Source organism: Bacillus sp. PK6-026, from assembly GCF_054161455.1.
On record NZ_CP096418.1, the window covers coordinates 3,808,745 to 3,826,127 of the forward strand.

Here is a 17,383-nt window from a genome sequence, read left to right on the forward strand (position 1 = left end):
AAAATGTCCCGGTGCGTCAGCGGCGAAATGACTTGTAATCGATCGTCATTTGTTTCGGAGGTTTTCTTTGTTTTGTCCGTTTTTCGATCCAGACGGTTGCAAGCGGCGTCAGAAGCGAGGTGACAATGACGCTTGTCGCGATGATCGCGGTCGCTGAATCAGCCACCGGCGCAAACACGGGGTTTGCATCGGCAAGCGCATACGGCACGGCTACCGCAGCCCCGGCCGTTGACGATGCCGCGACGCCCGCAACGCCGTCTCCTCTTGCGACAAAGCGGTCCAGCAGGTATAGAGAAGCACCCGAGAGAACGACGACTGATACGCCGACAACAATACCTAAAAAGCCGGATTGGATTAACATTTTAAAATCGAGCGTGTTTCCCAGTGAAAATGCGAAGAACGGAATGATCGCCGGTACGACTTTTCCGAACAAATCGCGCAATTCAGGGTCAAGGTTTCCGAGAATACAGCCGAGTAAAAACGGGATGACGGTTGCAGCCAGCGTCTCCCAGGGAAATGCTGCGAGCCCTGTCACACCGAAAGTGACCATCGTCATAAACGGGCCCGATTCCGTGCTGATAAAGGCGAAAGCACCGGCGTCTTCCTTTCTTCCCATGTGGTTCATTAACGCCAAATACAGACCGCCGTTCGTTTCATTCATAACGGCTACAATAGCAAGCACTGACAGTCCGGCAAAAAACCCGCTTTGAATGCCTTCATCTGGAATGAACTGCGCTGCGATCAAACCCAATAATGCGGCAATGCCGACTTTGCCGATCAGAAGTGTCAGTCCCTTCCTCGCAATATATCCTGAAGAACGAAAATCTATTGTTGCACCAACGCAAAAGATAAATACTCCTAAAATCGGCAGCGTTCCGGTAATCAGGGCGCCTGTAAATCCGCCGAAAAACTCCGCGGTTCCCGGAGCAAACGTATTCAGCGTTGCGCCCAGAAAGAGCGGAATGATCATCATGCCGCCCGGCACACGTTCAATCGTTGCTTTAATTTTCATCATTTTTTCTCCCATTCTAGAAATTAATGAAAAAACAAAGCTGTCGATCTTGCAAAATCTGAAGTCTTTTCACGCTGCGCACGCTTTAATTCTGCCGAATCCGACGCTGAAAGATACGCTGGATATCCGCTTCTGACACTTTGTTCAGCTGGCTTCCCACTCCAACTGCCAATGCTCCGGCATCGAGCCATTTCTCCACATCGCCCGGATGGATCCCCCCGGTTGGTATGAAACGAACCTTCGGAAAGGGGCCCGCGAGGTTTTTCATGTAAGGAATCCCGGAAGTCCCCCCTGGAAACAGCTTAAGAACCCGAAAACCCTTTGAGACCGCTTCCATAATTTCGCTCGGTGTTAATACGCCGGGAATAAAAAATGTATGCAATGAGGCGGCTTCCTCAGCCAATTTTTCTGAAAAACCCGGACTGACGATGAATTTTGCCCCCGCTGCCGCGGCTTCCCTCGCCTGTTCGCTTTCAACCACCGTTCCGGCTCCGACAAGGAGGCCGTCTTTTCCTGCAAATTTTTCAATCAGCTCAGACGCTCCCGGCGTCGTATATGTGATTTCAATCGCAGTAATTCCTTTGTCGATCAATCTGTGAATGCTTTCCTCAGCAGCTTCCTTATCGCCTGCGCGGACGACCGCGATCAGCCCGGCCTCGGCCAGCTGCTCCTGCACTTTTCCGATCATAGACATTTCCATTACGGTCAACCTCCTGTTTTTTGGTTGTTTGCCTCTGCGGCCATAAAAGCTTTCAATTGATCCCTTGACGGCAGGCCGTCCATATCACCCGGAGCCATGACGGCCAGAGCTCCGATCGCATTTGCCCTCTGAACTGCTTCTTCAAGCGGCAATCCGTCTAATAGACCGCTGATCATGCCGACGGCAAAACCGTCACCAGCGCCAACGGTATCAACAACCTTTTCCACCTGATAACCCGGCACATAACCCTCTTTGTCCGGTGTCCGGTAATAAGCCCCCTCTTTTCCAAGCTTGATGACAATGACCTTGACCCCCTGCATCACATAATATTTAGCGATATCCTCGGGAGAATTGCAGCCTGTCAGGAGTTTTCCTTCATTGATCCCAGGCAGAAACCAGTCTGCTTGCGCGGCGATCTCATGAATCGTGTGAACCATTGTCTGCTGGTCCGGCCAAAGCTGGAAGCGGAGATTCGGGTCAAACGAAATCGTCTTTCCATCTTTTTTCATCTGGTGAACGGCGTGGCGGGCGAAGCCCCGCATTTCCCTTGAAAGGGCAGGAGGTATGCCTGTCACATGCATATGTTTGGCTTCTTTGAAATACTCTGCCGGGTAGTCATCAATGCTCATCGTGCTTGCGGCTGATCCTCTGCGGTAATACGTGACATCAGGGTCCCCGCTTTCAACCTTTGACTTGAGCAGGATGCCTGTCTGCCGGTCTGCACTGCGTTTGACTTCAGAGATGTCGACGCCTTCTTTTTTCAATTCATTTAAAATAAAAGTTCCAAGCGAATCGGCGCCGACCTTGCTCATCCAGCCGACTCGAAAGCCCAGGCGCGACAGTCCGACGGCAACGTTTGTTTCCGCTCCGGCAAGAGCCTTGGAAAACGAAGAAGCCTCATGCAGTCCGCCTGTTTCATTTGCGTAAAACATAGCCATCGATTCTCCGAATGTCATCACATCAAGCGACATGATTTCACTCTCCTTTCGAAATGGTACCGGTTTCAAAAAAAAGTTGCAGAAAAACACTCTCCCCTAAATTGTCGGGTGTATGAGTGTCTCCATTTGACGAGTTCTACAGCGACTGTCTGAGAACAAGCTCTGCCTCAAGCTGAATCGTCTGCGGTGCACTTTCATCTCCTTCAATCCGTTTGATGATCCGCTCCATGGCGGCTCTGCCCATTTCATGCGACGGCTGGGCGATGGTGGTAATGCCCGGACCGATCAATTTATACCATTCCGTATCATCAAATCCGGCAATTCCGACGTCTTCCGGAATCGAAATGCCAAGCTCATAAAGGCAGCTGATGATTTTCAGCATCAGAAGCCCGTTGTTTCCAAGAATGGCTTTTTTCCCTTCTTTCATTTCTAAAAAGCTTTTGACGGAATGTAAAAGAGATTCTTTGTCTTTGACATCTGCCTCATATACAAGGGGATTGCCGCCGGCATTGCGTTTAAGCGCGATTTCTGTATAGGCGGAAACCCTTTCCTCCCTTGGACTGATCCCTTTAATCGGCTCGGTAAACAGACCGACCTGGGCATAGCCTTTGTCATACATGAGATTGACGATTTGACTTGTCACTTCGCGGTTGTTCGTTGTAACTGCATCGATTTTGAGCCCGGGCACTTTCCGGTCAACGAGCACAATCGACACATCCTGGCTGATTAAATCCATGAGCACATCGTTATTTCTTCCCGTCGTATTAATAATCAGCCCTTCAATGTAATGCGCGTTCAGCTTGTGCAGCATCTCCCATTCTTTTTCAGGACTGTTGTCCGTGTTGCAGACCATGATGCTGTACCCGTACTGATCGCAAACCTCTTCCACCCCTCTCAAGGTGGCGACTGAAAACGGGTTTGTAATATCGGCGACCAAAAATCCGATAACCTTGCTTTTTTTCACCTTCAGCCCCTGTGCCATCTGACTGGGGCGGTAATTAAGCTCCTCGATCGCTTTTTTGATGCTTTTCACCTTTTTCGGTGAGATGGCATCAATCTTCCCGTTGATATAACGGGAAACCGTTGATTTTGATACACCTGCATGTGCGGCTACTTCGTTGATGGTTACTTTCGCTGTTTGCTTATCCCTCATTCAAGTACTCCTATGACCTTATGATTTGAAACCGATTTCAAAAACTTTATACCATCAGCATATCACATCATTTAAAATTTGGAAGAGTCTTTTTTAATATTTCAAGATTGACCTTGACAATATTCAGAAAAAAGTGAAAAGACTGTTGACGATTTCCATTATTTACTTTACAATTCATGTTTGAAACCGTTACCAAAAACTTTGGCCCCTTCATTCAAGTCAGTCTAAAAACGTCCAATTCAAGGAGGAGAAGGTATGGAAAATCGTTATTCTGTTCATCCTGAACAAGCGAAACGATTCACAACCGCAGAGCTTCGCGAGCATTTTTTAATAGAGTCATTGTTTGTTGAAAACAAACTGAACATGGTTTATTCGCATGAAGACAGAGTCGTGATCGGCGGGGCCGTTCCAGTGAAGGAATCCATCGCGCTCAATGCCGGCGATTTTTTAAAAACGGACTATTTTCTGGAACGGCGCGAAATCGGAATTGTAAATGTCGGGAAACCCGGTGTGGTCAAAGTCGGTGATGAAGAATACGTACTGGAGCACAAAGATTTTCTGTATATCGGCCTGGGAAATAAAGACGTTTCTTTCTCAAGCTTGAATGAAGGCGGAGCCAAATTTTATTTCATCTCAGCGACCGCACACCAAAAGTATCCGGTGCAAAAAGCTTCGCTTTCAGAGCTTCCATACGATCATTTAGGAGAAGAAGCCTCTTCAAATGTCCGCAATCTATACAAAGTGATTCATGCAGACGGCATTCAAAGCTGCCAGCTGATGATGGGCATTACATTTCTGGAACCCAATAACACATGGAACACGATGCCGGCGCATGTTCATGACCGGCGGATGGAAGCTTATCTGTATCTTGACCTTGCTGAAGATGCAAAGGTGTTTCATTTCATGGGCGAACCGACGGAGACAAGGCATCTCGTCGTCGGCAACGAACAGGCAGTCATTTCACCCGCGTGGTCTGTCCACTCGGGCTCCGGCACATCCAACTACTGCTTTATATGGGCGATGGCCGGAGAAAACTACACATTTAAGGACATGGATGCTGTCCCGATGAATGTCATACGGTAAGGGCGTGAACGTGAGATGGGATATCTTGAATCGTATTTTTCACTTGAAGGCAAAACCGCGCTTGTCACAGGCCCGGGAACTGGAATCGGCAAAGGAATTGCCGAAGCGCTGGCAAAAGCGGGAGCGGATATCATCGGCACTTCACATACGAGCGGGCTTGATGAAACAAAGCGGCTGATCGAAGAAACCGATAGAACGTTTACGTCTTATCAGCTTGATATGGGCAGCCTTGACGAGGTTGAAACCTTTGCAAAAGAGGTGCTTGACCGTCATCAGATTGATATTCTCGTCAATAATGCCGGGACGATCCGCAGAGAAAAAGCGGCTGATTTTTCCCGGGAGAACTGGGAAGCGGTGATCAATGTCAATTTGAACAGCTTATTTTTGCTGACGCAGGCTGTCGGCCGGCAGATGATTGAGCGAAAGCAGGGGAAAATCATCAATATTGCCTCGCTTCTTTCATTTCAAGGAGGCATTCTCGTCCCTGCATATACGGCAAGCAAGCATGCAGTAGCCGGATTGACGAAGTCTTTTGCCAATGAATGGGCGGCGTACAATGTCCAGGTCAATGCAATTGCGCCGGGCTATATCACAACGAACAATACAAAGCAGATCCGCGAGGACCAAAACCGCAATGCCGAAATCTTAAAACGGATTCCGGCCGAGCGCTGGGGTCAGCCGGATGACATTGCCGGAGCCGCCGTATTCCTTTCGGCGCCGGCATCCGATTATGTGAATGGACATGTGCTGGCGGTCGATGGCGGATGGCTGGCAAGATAATGCGCCGAAAAGGCTGCCGGTAGCTCGGCAGCCTTTATCATAGCTATGGCTTCAAAATCACTTTAATGCAATCATCTTCATGGCCGTTGAATAATTGGTAAGCGCGGCCGGCTTCTTCAAGCGGAAGCTGATGCGTAATGATTTCCTTCGGATCAAATTGATTCTCTTCAATCTTCTTGTAAATCTCAGGCATCAAATGGATAACCGGGGCCTGCCCCATTTTTAGTGTAACATTTCTGGAAAAGAACGCGCCGAGCGGAAACATATTATAATTGCTTCCATATACCCCTGTAATCTGTAGGGTCCCGCACTTTCTGACCGCCTTTGTAGAAATTTGAATCGGTCCGAGCGTGCCGCCCTGAAGCTTCAGTTTTTGCTCCAGGTACTCAAGCGGAGATTTTTTGCCGTCCATCCCCACGCAGTCGATCACGACATCCGCCCCGCCTTTTGTAATCTCCTTTAAATGCTCGCCCATGTCAGGATATTTTGTAAAGTCAAATACTTCGACGCGGTTTAACGCTCCAGCCTGCCTTAGGCGGTAGTCCAAGTAGTCTACTGCAATGACCCGCTTCGCCCCTTCCATCCAGGCAAACTTCTGCGCCATTAATCCGACCGGTCCGCAGCCGAGAACAATGACGGTGTCTCCCTTTTTAACGCCAGCGTGAAGCACGCTCCAATACGCGGTTGGCAGGACATCTGATAAAAACAGGAGCGACTCGTCCTCCATCTCGCATGATTCAGGGATGACAAACGGCGTGAAGTTGCCAAACGGCACTTTTAAATATTCGGCCTGTCCGCCAGGGTGGTTTCCGAACTTTTCCGAGTAGCCGAAATATCCGCCTGAATCATAATGGGGATTGGCATTATCACACTGGCTTTCCAGCTTGTTTTCGCAATAAAAGCAATGTCCGCATGCAACGGTAAACGGGATGACGACCCGGTCCCCTTTTTTCACTTTTGTTACATCAGGTCCTGTTTCTTCTACAATTCCCATCGGTTCATGGCCGAGCTGGAAGCCTTTCGGAAGAGGAAAATTCCCTTGATAAAGATGGAGGTCTGATCCGCAAATCGCCGTAGAAGTAATTCTGACAACGATATCATCGCTTCTTTCTATTTTGGCGTCCTCCACCTGGCTGACTTTAACATGCTGAGGCCCTTGAAACGTTACAGCTTTCAAATCGTCACACTCCCATTATCGTTCAGTTGACTTTAGTGTGAGATAAACCCGGGTTCTTATTCAGTTTTTTAAACAAACGTTTCATTAACCGTCATGCAGAGCGGTCATGATTCATACATAGAAGAAAACGGAGGTGTTGGGATGCTGCTGCAAATACTAGTCGGAGGGCTGGTTGTTTTCGTTATTTTCTTTCTCGTGTTTCGGGCGATCAGAACGGGTAATCTGCCGCGCCATGACGATTCGCAGCCAGAAGACGGAGAAAACAGAGATCAGCCATGATTGGCTTGGCTGGCCTCCTCACACAAAAAAGGATGGGGCCATGCCCATCCTTTTGCCTATCGTTCAACCGGCTGCGTGTCAGTTCCCGTGATTCCGCCGTGCCTGTCCCGTAAATCCTGCTCGATTTCTTCAAGGCTTTTGCCTTTTGTTTCTGTTACTTTAAAGAAAACGAACAGGAAGGCCGCGATTCCGATGGCCGCATAGCACAGGAACAGGTAACTGATGCCCATCGCTTCCATGAGGACCGGAAAACTTAATGTCACAATTAAGTTCCCTGCATGAAGCATTAAAGTCGATACTCCGGTTCCCACCCCTCTGACATGAAGGGGGAACAGCTCAGGCAGCACCACCCAGACGATCGGTCCCCAGCTGACGGCAAATACGACAATGAATACACCTAAACAGATGACAGTCATCCATGCCGCACCAGTCGTATTGCCAAAAAAGATATTGGTGAAAGAAAGCACGATTAAACTGATGACCATGCCGGCATTTCCAAATAATAAAAGCGGCTTCCGGCCAATCCTGTCAATAAAGCGGATCGCCACAAGCGTCATCAGAACATTGATCATACCGATGCCGACTGTCCCCAAAATGGCCGCCGAATCTTCAAATCCGACATTCGTAAACGTTTTTGGGGCATAGTAAATAATTGTGTTGGTTCCGATAAATTGCTGGAGAAACGCCAGTCCGACCCCTGCGATTAACGCCGGGCGCACCCACGGTTCCAGCAGCTCTTTCAAGCCCCCCTGCTCCTGCTTTTCCGCTTCCTTAATTTCTTTGATTTCCTGATCGACCTGCTTTCCTCCCCTCATCTTGGACAAAACCCGTCGCGCTTTCTCTTCTTTTCCTTTTGTTAAGAGCCAGCGTGGGCTTTCCGGCATGAAAAAGATACCGATTAAAAGGCCGATTGACGGAATAAGAGCCAAGCCCAGCATCCAGCGCCATGCACCTGCATCACTAAATGCATAATTGATCAAATAAGAGACCAGAATCCCGATCGTAATCATCAGCTGATTTAATGAAGAAAGCGCGCCCCTAGATTCCTTCGGCGCAAGCTCTGAAAGGTACAAAGGAACAATGGTCGTTGAACAGCCAACCGCAAGGCCGAGCACGATCCTGAAAACCACCATATATTCCGTGCTTGGCGCCAGGGCCGTTCCGAGCCCCCCAATGCAATACAGCACTGCCGCTGACATAATCGCCCTTCTTCTCCCGAAGCGGTCTGTCAGCCTGCCGGACAAACCCGATCCGAAAATCGCCCCGATTAAAATTGCGCTGACAACCAGCCCTTCTGTAAAGGCATTGAGCCCAAGCTCATCTTTCATAAATAAAATCGCCCCGGAAATGACGCCCGTATCATAACCGTAGAGCACACCGCCCAAGGCTCCAAAAAAATAAAGCCAGGCATTCGATCTTTTTCCCTTCATCAGTATATCCTCCTAACAAGGCTTGTCTTTTATAATCTTTAACCTTGTCTCGCTTTCTTCAAACCTAAGAAACATGGAGTACCATTAAAAGGAATTTAAAAATATGAAACATTTTATCTGTTTCATCGTCTTATTTAAGGCGGCAAAATGATCAGATCCCGCGGAATTTCCAGAGAATTCCCATATGCAAAACAGCAAATATCTTGTAAAATCCAAGATTGGAAAACCATTTTTTTATCAAAATTTAGACTTATTCAACAATTGTACGTTTTAATATAAATAAAAGAGGAGCTTATACATGCTACGATCGCAACGAACGAAGAAAAAGAGACTAAGAAAATGGGTGAAATACTCATTGTTTTTCATTGCTTTAATCCTGACGGCGACAGCAGCCGCAGGCGGCTATGCGTACTACAAAGTGGCGAACGCCTCCAAAGATGCGCAAGTCACCCTTTCCAGAGGAGAACAGTCCGTCAAGCGGATTAAAGAGTTCAATCCTAAAAAAGATAACTTCTCCATCCTGTTGATGGGGATTGACGCCCGTCCCGGACAAAGCATGGACAAAGAACGAAGCGATGCGATGGTTCTCGCCACGTTCAACAGAAAAAACAAATCAGTGAAACTATTAAGCATCCCGCGGGATTCCTATGTTAACATCCCTGGACGCGGCTTTGATAAAATCACGCATGCCCACTCATTAGGCGGACGCGACCTCAGTACAGAAACCGTCGAAAACCTGCTCGACATTCCGGTTGATTACGTCATGGAAGCCAATTTTTCAGCTTTCAAAGAAGTAGTTGACGAGCTCGGCGGTGTACCGATCACAATCAAAGAAGACTATATTGTCCGGCAGATTAAAAAGGATACGAAAGGCAAAGTCAATCTCCAAACAGGTGAGCAAACGCTAAACGGAGAAGAGGCCCTTGCTTATGTAAGAACGAGAAAAGCCGATACGGATTTGAAGCGCGGCGATCGCCAGATGGAAGTCATCAAATCGATTATCAACAAATCCAAATCGCTTACTGCCATTCCGGCTTACGACGATATCCTTGATACAGTCGGAAAGAACGTATCAATGAACTTGTCGCTGAATGATGCAATCGGGCTGATCCCGTTTATGACGTCCATTCAAACGATCGATACCCTTCAATTGAAAGGGAGCGATTATCAACCGGGCAAAGTCTACTATTTCCAGCTTGACCAGGAAAATCTCAACGAAATCAAGCAGGAATTAAAACAGCAGCTGGATGTATAATTAGAAAAAGGATGAAGATGATTCATCCTTTTTCTCTTTAATGAAACTCAAGATTTACTATTGAAAAAATCTAAATTTAGGTTTAGCCTTTTACATAACATGTCCTTTTAGGGAATACTGCCGAAGAGAGCTGTTTTTCGCCTCCCGAAAAACGGCAAACTGCTCTTACAGGAGGTTATCTTTACATAATGAGGTTAATTGCGATCGATTTAGACGGGACTCTTTTAAATACCGAAAGCCAAATATCCGCAGAAAACCGGGCCGCTATCAAAAAGGCGCTCATCTCAGACTGCATCGTAACCATTTGCACGGGACGGGCCACATTTGACGTCAAAGCGCTTCTGAACGATTTGGATATTCCGATTATCGCCGCAAACGGGGGAACGGTTCACGATTTCAACTATAAACTCCTAAGCAGAACGTTAATGGACAAGGACGCCGGAAAAAAGGCCGCCCAATACTTAACAGATCATCAAATCTATTTTGAGGTTTATACGGACGATGCGCTGCTTTCTCCTTATGACGGAGAGCAGAAGCTTGAAGCAGAGCTCGATATCGTCACAAGCGCCAACCCTGATGAAGACAGGGATACGCTTTGGCAGGGCGCACTGACTCAGTTTAAACAATTCGGCATCAAACCGGTCCCCGACATTCGCGAGGTTTTTAACGGAGACGAACATATTTATAAGCTGTTGTGCTTCTCATTTGATATGGAAAAACTGAAAAAAGCAAAAGAAGACCTTTCAGCCTTTCCAAAATTGGGACTCACATCTTCCGGAAGACATATCATCGAGATTCTGCCTGATGAATCCGGCAAAGGCCGCGCTTTAAAAGAGCTGGCCCGTCACTATGGAATCGAGAAAAAAGACATCTACGCGATCGGCGACAGCCCGAACGACCTGTCAATGTTTGAGGAAGCCGGCCATCGGATCGCGATGGGCAATGCAATCGATGAGCTGAAGCATATCAGCACGTTTATCACGAAAAGCAATGACGAAAACGGCGTCGCTTATTTCATTAATAAACTGCTGGAAAATGAATATCAATAATTAGAAAACCGCTCGAAGATGACTCGAGCGGTTTTCTGCTACTTAATTCTGACGCTTCCGGCGTATTTCTCTTTCCAATAGGCGCTCGTCTCCATATCTGCTGTCGTCACACCGGCAGACAAGGTGACAAGAACGACCTGGCCATTTCCGATATAGATGGCGGGATTCAGAACAGTGGTTCCTTTAAAGAACACGATGTCTCCAGGCTCCAGCTCCTTTTTTGTGATTTTCTTACCTGTACTGTATTGTTTATCAGCGTACCGCGGAAGTTCCACTCCTGCCGCCGTTTTATAGACATATTGGATAAAACCCGCCGTATCAAAGCCTTCTTTAGGCGATGTGCCGCCTTTTTGATAACCGACTTCGCCGATATGCCTGATCGCTTCAGATACAATCGGATTTTTCGGCAGGGACATGTTGTCAAAACGTCTGACTCCTGTGAACTTCTTCTGCCAGTAGGAAGCCGACAAGTAAGAGATCGTCACTTTATTTGAACGGCTCGCATGGATAAACCGGCCGCCCCCGGCATAGATGGCGTTATGGGATATTCCCGGTTTGTACGTATTGCTGAAAAACAAAACATCACCCGGCCGGATATCTTCAAGCTTCACCTTTTGACCGACCGCCCATTGCTGTTCCGCCGATCTTGGCAAATAAACACCGAGCACCTCTCTGAAAACGTATTGGGTCAGTCCTGAACAGTCAAACCCGAGATCCGGAGAGTTTCCTCCAAATACATATGGAACACCGACATAGCTCTTCGCTTTTTGAACGACCGGGTCCATAGAAATCTTAGGCTCTTTTGTGATCCTTTTCGCTTTAAGATACCCCGAGCTCCAGTAAGAACTGCCTTCAAGCTTTGTCACGACAACTCCGTTTGATTTTGTGCTGTGGATGATTTGATCATTTCCCATGTAGATGGCGACATGAGTCGGTCCGTCCGATTCCAGCTCGGCATTCTTGAAAAAGACAAGATCCCCCTTTTCGAGCTGCTGACGGCTGACGCTGCTTCCAAGGGTCGATTGCTCCTTTACCGTTCTCGGGAGCGTAATATCGAGCGATTGAAACACATATTGTACAAAGCCTGACGAGTCAAACCCCGTTTTCGGCTTCTCTCCGCCGTAGCTGTATTTCGCACCCTCAAGATGTCTGGCGGTTTCTGCTATTTTCTCGCCGATCGTATCGGCGTATACGTCATTGTGATTCGTTAAAAATAAAGACATCAAAAACACCGCAATTCCACAAAACAAAACCAACTTTTTGTTTGCCGCTTTTTTTATCAATTGTTCTGTTCCTCCTCTTCTTTCCTCTTTCATCGTCATTCAATTGGGATATTTAAAGGACTTTTTTTGCGTGTACAGCAGCGTCATACGAGAAGAAACGCGCAGCACAGCATGATCAGCTTTTTCACCTAAGCGCGGATTAAATGGATGAAGGGAAATATTCTAAAGAGGTCATGAACATGAGTTGCAGTTCCCATTCCGAATTGGTCAGGTGATGCATGTTTGAAGCTTAGTCGAAATTTGTCAGTTTTTATTCCCTTCAAAAGAATACAATAAACACGAACCCCAAAACCATGTATATATTCTCCTGATTTTCTATAAAACTTTATACACTGACCGGTTAAGAAAATTGTCGTGTTTCCCAGCCGCTTTTCACAGGTCTTTTATAACCGGAATCAGCACACGCAAAAAGAGAGTGCCGGCGGCACTCTCTTTTCTGCACTGTTATTGTTGGTTTTCCGTTGTTTGATCCTGCTGATTCACTTTTTGGATTTCCGTTGAGATTTTAGCTTTTTCATCGTTTGACAATTCATCAGAATACTTGAAAGCAGACATGAATGCAATGATCAACACTAAACCTACGAACGGCCAAATGGCTCTGACAAATTTCATTTGTTCACCACTCCGTTTTTGTTATTTTTCAGTTTGTCCGCATGATCGACTTCAAACGTCAATTTTCCGTTCTCTTCTTTCCAGTCAAGGTTTGTTCCTTTTGTCAATTGACGGAAGATCGCTTTTCGTTTTAAGAAATCGCTTTTGCCTAAAGGCGTCGGCGTTGCTTCACGAATGTTGAGAGGTGTTACCTCAAAGCGCCCTTTGCCGTCATTCATTAAATGGTATTGTACAAGTGCGCTGTCCCGTGTTCTTGACCAGCCCTGATCAAACACAAAGTTACCGAGGCTGTAGAAAATCACAGTGCCGTTATACACTTCAATCGGTTCGAGAACATGGGGGTGAGCACCGATGATGACATCTGCTCCGGCATCCGCAATCGCTTTGGCCAGATCCTTCTGTCTGTCGTTCGGCTCATTGTCATATTCTTGTCCCCAGTGCACATGAACAAGGACAAGATCCGCCTTTTTGGATGCTTCCGCGATCATTGGAATAAAGATTTTCGGGCTGAGCGGCAGCACTCCGCCTCTGTTCTTTTTGGCTGTAAAGTTCTTCGTGTAGACGTCTGTAAAACCGAGCGTTGCGATTTTAATACCGTTCACATCCTGATAGGATACGTGCTGTTTCGCGTCTTTGAGATTATTCCCTGCTCCGACAAGCTCCAAGTCCTCATTTGAGAATTTATTCAGCGTATCCTTCAAACCGTCTTCCCCGTAGTCCATCGCATGGTTGTTGGCAAAGTTCAGTACGCTGAAGTTCAGCTTTTTCAAAGTTTCGACTGATTCTTGATTCGTTTGCAGATGGATGTTCTTTTCTGCCTCTTGATAGTCCTTTGCATTTGTTACAGGGTTTTCAAAGTTTCCTGTGATAAAATCTGACACATTAAAGTATGGCTTCACATTTTTGAAGACACTTTCCGAACCGTGCAAGTTTGTCACTTTTTCTACGTTTCTTCCCATCATGATATCGCCCACAAAAGTAGCTGTAAGCTTGGCATCTTCTTTTTTGTCCATTTGCGAAGGAGTTTTGGCGCTTCCGACCCAAGTAAAGACAAACATTAAACAGAAAATAACGGGCAATACGATAAAGACGTGCTTGTTTGTTTTCTTTTTCTCCTGCTTCGTCAGCTTCAGCAGTTTTTCCTGAAAGTTCAGTTGTTTTTTCATCGATTTGACACACCTAACTTTAGATTAGATAGTAAGCATACATAATGACGAATGTTGCTCCGCTCAATAAAAGCGTACTTCCAAGCGTAATCGTTAATCCCTGTCTTTGAATGGTATTCGCGATCAGCCCCGGCACAATAATTCCGATTCCCCTGAATTCGGCAATCTCAAACGGCATCACCGGATATATAAAATCAAAACCGATTTTCAAAAGAATTCCCGTTATCAACATCGCTGCGAATTTTCTGCGTCCGTATAGAATCATAATTTTGGAAAGTCCGAATTTCACGATGACATACGTCAGCAAACTGACAAAAAGAACGAGTAACATGAAAATCGGCTGATTGAACACAAGTCCCAAATAACCCGGTACGACGAGGCCGGCTGGTACAATTCCCGTTTTCTCTGCAAAAATCAAACTGAGTAAGACTCCTAAAATGAGGGCGATATATAAATCTGATCCAAACATTGTGTTTTCTTCCTCCTAGCTAACGAGCTGCTTAATCTTGTAATCTTGTATTTTTTCAATGAGAGGCTCCGCTGCTCCGTGGATATTTCCGACTCCGTAAATGACGCGGCCCTCAAGCTTGTTTTTCAGCATGAACATGATTTCTTCCGTTGATTTGTACTCAAAATCAAACAGCTTGTCCGCAGGAATTTTGCCTGCTTCATATGCTTTGACGATCGGCTCTGTTGTTTCTCCAATCAGCACAAGTTCACTTGCTTCAATATAAGGAAGGACATCATCCGCAAACTGCTGTGTTCTGTCTACCCTGTCGGCGCGGCAGTTCATAATGACGATCGGCTGATCCGTAGGATAGCCTATTTCTTTTACACGCTTCCATATGTTTAAAGTGGAAGCTGCGTCATTGGCCGCAAAACCGTTGACGAAATGTCCGGGATTTTTGGCGTTCATCAGCGGCAGAATTCTCATGGCTCCCGGATCAGGCGGCGCATTCAGCATGCCTTTAAAAGCGGTTTCTTCGTCAATGCCCAACGCTTGAGCCACACCGAGCGCAAGAGACGCATTATCAGGGAATACCATGTACTCAAACTGTCTGAGGTATTCATCTGTTATTTTAGAATTGTCTGCGACGATGACTTTTGTATTCCTTTCTTTTGCAATCTGCTTAAAGAAATCGGTATACTCACTATCAGTGATAACTAAATGTCCATTATAAGGAATGGTTGCTGTAAAAGCTTCTGCAATTTCATCCAAAGTCGGTCCCATCACATCCATGTGATCTTCCAGCACGTTCACGATCACGCCGATATTAGCCTGAAGCAATTCTTCCTGAAAGATGATTTGGTAATCAGGGTTAACGGCCATGCACTCACTGACAATCGCATTGGCCCCTCTTTCCACCGTTTCTTTCATAACCTCTTTCTGTTCTCCGATATTCGGACCTTGAGGTTTCCTTTTGATCGGTTTCTCTTCCGGTGTGTCCCAATAAATCATCCTTGCGTCTGTCCCGGTTGTTTTTCCTACTGTTTTGTAGCCTGCCTCGATTAATATCCCTGTTGTTAATCTTGTCACCGTGGACTTTCCGCGTATCCCGTTGATGTTCACTCGGACAGGCAGCGCATCGATGTTTTGCTGGTGGCGCCTTTTTTCATAAATGCCGATCCCAACAACGATTACACAGGCTAATAGCATTACCCACATTGTTTGTCTACATCTCCTTCTTGGAATCTGATATGTAAATTCATTCATCAGTATATAGGTTCACTATGAAATCACAATCGGCATTATGTAACAGAAGACGACGAAATTTTCCGTGACAAAGATCACCTCGTCCGAGTTAATAATGCCTATCTTTTTATTGATATTTTTGGCAATCGAAAGTTCTTAATTCCTATCAGTTTTTTGTCAGCGTTTTAAGTATGCGCTTTCAAAATTCGACATTATGATTTTTGTACTTTTCTCCCTATTTCGGATGAAAGATTGAAGGATCGATGGAGGGTCTCTTTTTCCCTCGGCTGAAATCCCCTAGAAATGGGCTGTCAACCGGGATATCCCTTTTATTTTTGTATTTTTGCTCTTTTCCAACAGGTTAAAAAGTCACCAATATGCCCTCTTCAAAACAAATACGTCCTATGACAATCAGATTACCTATTAAAAAATGAAAATCTTTATTAGCATAAAGCGGGATTCATTAACAAATCCAAATTTTTTGTGAGCCGTTCGATTCACCTTGTTTCTTCAGATTTTAGGTTAAAATCCTAAGATTTAAAAAGCCATTAATTTTTTTCAACGATAATTCATCAAACTTTAACATTTTTAATTTTTCTTACTATTCTCATTGTTACTGTATTCGCCAATTTATGCCGAATGAAGGTTATTTTCTATTCAACACAACTGTATATGTCTCTATATCCCAACCCGGCTAAAAATTTCAGTGCCGGACCTTTTTTTATTGAGATTTTAAAAGGATCATGATAATCTTTATGTAAACGGTTACACAAATAGAAGGGAGAAGTCTTTTTGGCTACGATTAAAGACGTCGCACTTGCTGCAAAAGTATCTGTCGCTACGGTTTCCCGGGTATTAAATGAGACGGGATACGTCCATGAAGACACGAGGACACGCGTGTTAAAAGCGATGGAAGAACTGAATTACCACCCGAATGAAGTAGCCAGGTCTCTCTATAAAAGGGAGTCCAGACTGATCGGACTGCTCCTGCCGGATATCACAAACCCGTTCTTTCCTCAGCTTGCCCGCGGCGTTGAAGATGAAATCCACCGCCTCGGCTTTCGGCTCATCTTCGGAAACAGCGATGAAAATTTGGAAAAAGAGCTTGATTATTTGCAGACGTTTAAACAAAATCATGTGGTCGGAGTCATTTCAGCGACCAATTATCCGGATGCGCCAAATTATCAAGACTTGTCCATGCCGATCGTCTTCCTTGACCGGACGGGCGAGAATGCGCCGGCTGTATTCGCGGACAGCCGCGAAGGCGGCAGAATCGCAGCGGCTGAAATGGTCAGGAGAAACGCGAAACGAATTACGCTGATTAAAGGACCGGCCCACCTTCAGACTGCAAGAGACCGTTTCAACGGAGCGCTGGAGATGCTAAGCGGGGCCGATATCGATTTTCATGTTATGAAAACCGAGACATTTTCAGTTCCGGAAGCTCAAAAACGGGCAGCGGAGCTGTTTGCCACCTATCCGGAAACAGACGGCGTAATCGCAAGCAATGATATTGTGGCGACAGCCGTTTTGCATGAAGCCTTAAAACGGAAGATCAAAGTTCCCGACGAACTGCAGATTATAGGCTTTGATGACATTCCGCAAAGCGAATTGCTTTTCCCCTCTTTATCAACGATCAGGCAGCCCGCCTATGAAATGGGAAAAGAAGCGGCAAAACTGCTGCTGAAATTAATGAAAAATGAATATATTGAACAATCGGCAGTGCAGATGCCGGTTGCCTTTATTGAAAGACAAACGACAAGAAAGGCGGAATGA

At 46.1% G+C, this 17,383-nt stretch carries 17 protein-coding genes; 6 read left to right on the forward strand and 11 right to left on the reverse strand.

Annotated elements, in window-relative coordinates; genetic code table 11:
- Window positions 1-16 precede the first annotated feature (16 nt).
- The 4 genes from kdgT to M1D59_RS19460 all read right to left on the reverse strand — a co-directional run bounded on the left by kdgT (window position 17) and on the right by M1D59_RS19460 (window position 3,803).
- Window positions 17-1,012 (reverse strand): 2-keto-3-deoxygluconate transporter, encoded by a 996-nt coding sequence (gene kdgT, locus M1D59_RS19445; RefSeq protein WP_023857166.1) that lies wholly within the window; start codon window positions 1,010-1,012, stop codon window positions 17-19.
- An 85-nt stretch (window positions 1,013-1,097) separates the two neighbouring features.
- The gene (locus M1D59_RS19450) at window positions 1,098-1,712 is read right to left on the reverse strand and encodes a bifunctional 4-hydroxy-2-oxoglutarate aldolase/2-dehydro-3-deoxy-phosphogluconate aldolase (protein ID WP_020453160.1); all 615 of its coding nucleotides are present in this window, start codon (window positions 1,710-1,712) and stop codon (window positions 1,098-1,100) included.
- A gap of 5 nt (window positions 1,713-1,717) precedes the next feature.
- Entirely contained in the window at window positions 1,718-2,683 is a 966-nt protein-coding gene (locus tag M1D59_RS19455; protein ID WP_023857165.1) for a sugar kinase, read from the reverse strand.
- A 103-nt stretch (window positions 2,684-2,786) separates the two neighbouring features.
- Window positions 2,787-3,803, reverse strand: coding sequence for a LacI family DNA-binding transcriptional regulator (locus M1D59_RS19460; RefSeq protein WP_458117616.1), 1,017 nt, complete (start codon window positions 3,801-3,803; stop codon window positions 2,787-2,789).
- A gap of 255 nt (window positions 3,804-4,058) precedes the next feature.
- On the opposite strand from M1D59_RS19460, the gene kduI reads away from it, so the two are divergent.
- Together kduI and kduD are read left to right on the forward strand one after the other, a co-directional pair.
- Complete coding sequence (gene kduI, locus M1D59_RS19465; protein ID WP_458117617.1) at window positions 4,059-4,886, forward strand: 5-dehydro-4-deoxy-D-glucuronate isomerase; 828 nt, start codon at window positions 4,059-4,061, stop codon at window positions 4,884-4,886.
- A 15-nt stretch (window positions 4,887-4,901) separates the two neighbouring features.
- The gene (kduD, locus tag M1D59_RS19470) at window positions 4,902-5,666 is read left to right on the forward strand and encodes a 2-dehydro-3-deoxy-D-gluconate 5-dehydrogenase KduD (RefSeq protein ID WP_458117618.1); all 765 of its coding nucleotides are present in this window, start codon (window positions 4,902-4,904) and stop codon (window positions 5,664-5,666) included.
- A 43-nt stretch (window positions 5,667-5,709) separates the two neighbouring features.
- Here kduD and M1D59_RS19475 read toward each other — a convergent pair whose 3' ends face one another.
- Window positions 5,710-6,843: a zinc-dependent alcohol dehydrogenase gene (locus tag M1D59_RS19475; RefSeq protein WP_458117619.1), complete on the reverse strand. Its 1,134-nt coding sequence runs from the start codon at window positions 6,841-6,843 to the stop codon at window positions 5,710-5,712.
- Between the two features lie 141 nt (window positions 6,844-6,984).
- Here M1D59_RS19475 and M1D59_RS19480 point away from each other — a divergent pair, with 141 nt between their 5' ends.
- Window positions 6,985-7,122 (forward strand): hypothetical protein, encoded by a 138-nt coding sequence (locus M1D59_RS19480; protein WP_023857161.1) that lies wholly within the window; start codon window positions 6,985-6,987, stop codon window positions 7,120-7,122.
- 56 nt (window positions 7,123-7,178) lie between these two features.
- Here the strand turns inward: M1D59_RS19480 and M1D59_RS19485 are convergent, their stop codons facing one another.
- On the reverse strand, window positions 7,179-8,552 hold the full coding sequence (locus M1D59_RS19485; protein ID WP_458117620.1) for a sugar porter family MFS transporter: 1,374 nt from the start codon (window positions 8,550-8,552) through the stop codon (window positions 7,179-7,181).
- Window positions 8,553-8,850: 298 nt separating this feature from the next.
- Between M1D59_RS19485 and M1D59_RS19490 the strand changes: the two genes are divergently transcribed.
- The gene (locus M1D59_RS19490) at window positions 8,851-9,807 is read left to right on the forward strand and encodes an LCP family protein (RefSeq protein ID WP_020453167.1); all 957 of its coding nucleotides are present in this window, start codon (window positions 8,851-8,853) and stop codon (window positions 9,805-9,807) included.
- A gap of 188 nt (window positions 9,808-9,995) precedes the next feature.
- Window positions 9,996-10,856: a Cof-type HAD-IIB family hydrolase gene (locus M1D59_RS19495; RefSeq protein ID WP_458117621.1), complete on the forward strand. Its 861-nt coding sequence runs from the start codon at window positions 9,996-9,998 to the stop codon at window positions 10,854-10,856.
- Between the two features lie 38 nt (window positions 10,857-10,894).
- Here M1D59_RS19495 and M1D59_RS19500 read toward each other — a convergent pair whose 3' ends face one another.
- The 5 genes from M1D59_RS19500 to pgsB all read right to left on the reverse strand — a co-directional run bounded on the left by M1D59_RS19500 (window position 10,895) and on the right by pgsB (window position 15,583).
- Window positions 10,895-12,139, reverse strand: a complete 1,245-nt coding sequence (locus M1D59_RS19500; protein WP_075212727.1) for a C40 family peptidase — start codon at window positions 12,137-12,139, stop codon at window positions 10,895-10,897.
- A 444-nt stretch (window positions 12,140-12,583) separates the two neighbouring features.
- Window positions 12,584-12,751 (reverse strand): hypothetical protein, encoded by a 168-nt coding sequence (locus M1D59_RS19505; RefSeq protein WP_023857159.1) that lies wholly within the window; start codon window positions 12,749-12,751, stop codon window positions 12,584-12,586.
- Window positions 12,748-13,917, reverse strand: coding sequence for a CapA family protein (locus tag M1D59_RS19510; protein ID WP_231005532.1), 1,170 nt, complete (start codon window positions 13,915-13,917; stop codon window positions 12,748-12,750). Before M1D59_RS19510 ends, M1D59_RS19505 begins: the two co-directional genes overlap by 4 nt.
- A gap of 19 nt (window positions 13,918-13,936) precedes the next feature.
- Window positions 13,937-14,386, reverse strand: coding sequence for a poly-gamma-glutamate biosynthesis protein PgsC (gene pgsC, locus M1D59_RS19515; protein WP_003185831.1), 450 nt, complete (start codon window positions 14,384-14,386; stop codon window positions 13,937-13,939).
- 15 nt (window positions 14,387-14,401) lie between these two features.
- Window positions 14,402-15,583 carry a poly-gamma-glutamate synthase PgsB gene (pgsB, locus tag M1D59_RS19520; protein ID WP_095291498.1) on the reverse strand — a complete coding sequence of 394 codons (1,182 nt, stop codon included), beginning with the start codon at window positions 15,581-15,583 and terminating at the stop codon, window positions 14,402-14,404.
- 819 nt (window positions 15,584-16,402) lie between these two features.
- On the opposite strand from pgsB, the gene M1D59_RS19525 reads away from it, so the two are divergent.
- Window positions 16,403-17,383, forward strand: coding sequence for a LacI family DNA-binding transcriptional regulator (locus M1D59_RS19525; protein ID WP_458117622.1), 981 nt, complete (start codon window positions 16,403-16,405; stop codon window positions 17,381-17,383).